Annotated in this window: 1 protein-coding gene; it reads left to right on the top strand. The window is 63.0% G+C overall.

Going from position 1 to position 2464, the window contains the following annotated elements; all coding sequences use genetic code 11:
- Positions 1-2464 (top strand): Ig-like domain-containing protein (locus IGB42_RS21755; RefSeq protein ID WP_159675646.1); only part of this gene is annotated, 2464 nt, incomplete at both ends.

Raw genomic sequence — 2464 nt, 5'->3', positions numbered from 1 at the left:
CAGCAATTACAACGGCAACGATAGCTTTACCGTCACCGTCAGCGATGGCAAGGGTGGCACCGATACCGTGACCGTCAATGTGGGCGTCACGCCCGTCAACGATGCACCGGTGGGCGCGAACCAGAGTGCCACCACGCCGGTGGATACCCCTGTCAGCGGCAAGGCCGTTGCCACCGATGTGGATGGCGACGCGCTTACTTTCGGCAAGGGCAGCAACCCGGCGCATGGCAGCGTGGTTGTCGACGCCAGCGGCAACTGGACCTATACGCCGGATGCAAAGTACACCGGCAGCGACAGCTTCACCGTCACCGTCAATGATGGCAACGGCGGTACCACCGCGCTGACCGTGAACATCGGTGTGAATGCCGTGGTTCCGCCAGTCAACCACGCGCCGACTGCCAATGATGACAGCACCACCGTGCTGCAGGACGGCAGCGTGACCGTGGCCGTACGCGGCAACGACACCGACCCGGATGCCGGTGATACGCTGACCGTCAGCGGCGTCACGCAGGGTGCCAATGGCTCGGTGGTAGTCGACATCGCCACCGGCAACCCCATCTACACGCCGAATGCCGGCTACACCGGCAGCGACCAGTTCACCTACACCATCAGCGACGGCCACGGCGGTACGGCTACCGCCACGGTCAACGTGACGGTCAATGCATTGCCGCCGGTCAATACCGCGCCGACTGCCCTGGATGACAGCACCAGCCTCACGCAGGATACGAGCGTGACCATCGCGGTGCGTGGCAACGACACGGATGCGGATGGCGATACGCTGACCGTCAGCACCGTTACACAGGGCGCAAACGGCTCGGTGGTGATCGATGCCGTTACCGGCAACCCGGTCTACACGCCGAACGCCGGCTACACCGGTAACGACCAGTTCACCTATACCGTCAGCGATGGCCACGGCGGCACGGCGACCGCCACCGTCAGCGTGACCGTCAATGCCGTCGTGCCGGGCAATGTTGCACCGGTCGGCATCAGCGAATCTGTCACCACTGCCGAAGACAAGCCGATCAGCGGTACGCTGACCGCTACCGATGCCGACGGCGATGCGCTGAGCTTCACCAAGGCCACCGATCCTGCGCACGGCAATGTCACCGTCGACGCTGCCGGCAACTGGACCTATACCCCGGCCAGCAACTACAACGGCGCCGACAGCTTCACGGTCACCGTCAGCGATGGCAAGGGGGGTAGCGATACCATCACCGTCAGTGTGGGCGTGACACCGGTCAACGATGCACCGGTGGCGGTTGCCGACCATTTCACTACCAGCGAAGGCACGCCCGTCACCATCAAGTTTGCCGATCTGCTCGGCAACGATACGGATGTCGATGGCGATCTGCTGAGTGTGGGATCGGCACAGAACATCCAGCATGGCACCCTGAGCGTGGTTGGCGGCAACCTGGTGTTTACCCCGGCAGCCAACTTCAGCGGTACGGCCTCGTTTGATTACACTGTGAGTGATGGCCACGGCGGCACGAATACGGCCACAGTCAGCATCGATGTGACCCCGGTCAACGATGCGCCGGTATTCACCGACAACAACGGCCCGCTGGGCAACAGCACCAGTGTGACCACGCCGGAAGACACCCCGGTCAGCGGTACGCTGACCGCTACCGATGCGGATGGCGATGCACTGACTTTTGCCAAGGGCGCCGACCCGGTGCATGGCACCGTCACTGTCGATGCCAACGGTAACTGGACCTACACCCCGGCCAACAACTACAACGGCGCGGATAGCTTCACCGTCACCGTCAGCGATGGCAAGGGCGGTACGGATACGCTGGTGGTCAATGTCGGCGTTACCCCCGTCAACGATGCACCAGTGGGCCAGGACGAATCGATCTCCACCCATCAGGACACGCCGTTCAACGGCACCGTGACCGGCAGCGATGTCGATGGCGACAAGCTGACCTTCGCTGTGGCCATCGGTGGTGATCCGGCGCACGGCACCGTCACCGTCAACCCGGATGGCAGCTATACCTATACCCCGACTGCCGGTTTCAATGGCAACGACAGCTTTGCGGTCACAGTCAGCGATCCGGACGGCGCTACCAGCACGCTGACCGTATCGGTCAACGTCGGCCCGAACAGCAACCCGGTGGCCACTGCCACCGATGCCACCACGCCTGAAGACACGGCGGTTACCGGCAAGGTCACCGCAACGGATGTCGATGCGGGTGATGTGCTGACCTTCAAGCTGGCTAGCGGTGGCGATGCTGCACACGGTACCGTCAGCGTGGCTGCCGATGGCAGCTGGAGCTACACCCCGGGGGCTAACTACAACGGCAAAGACAGCTTCCAGGTGACCGTTGAAGACGGCCATGGTGGCAGCAACACGGTGACGGTGAATGTCGACGTCACGCCGGTCAACGACGCACCGGTACTGGTTGATGGCAATGGCGATCCGCTGGGCAACAACCAATCGGTGACGACGCCGGAAGACACCCCTGTC

Origin of the sequence: Andreprevotia sp. IGB-42 (assembly GCF_009848685.1) — a bacterium.
Taxonomy (GTDB): Bacteria; Pseudomonadota; Gammaproteobacteria; order Burkholderiales; family Chitinibacteraceae; genus Andreprevotia.
This window is presented reverse-complemented; position numbering and strand designations above follow the sequence as displayed.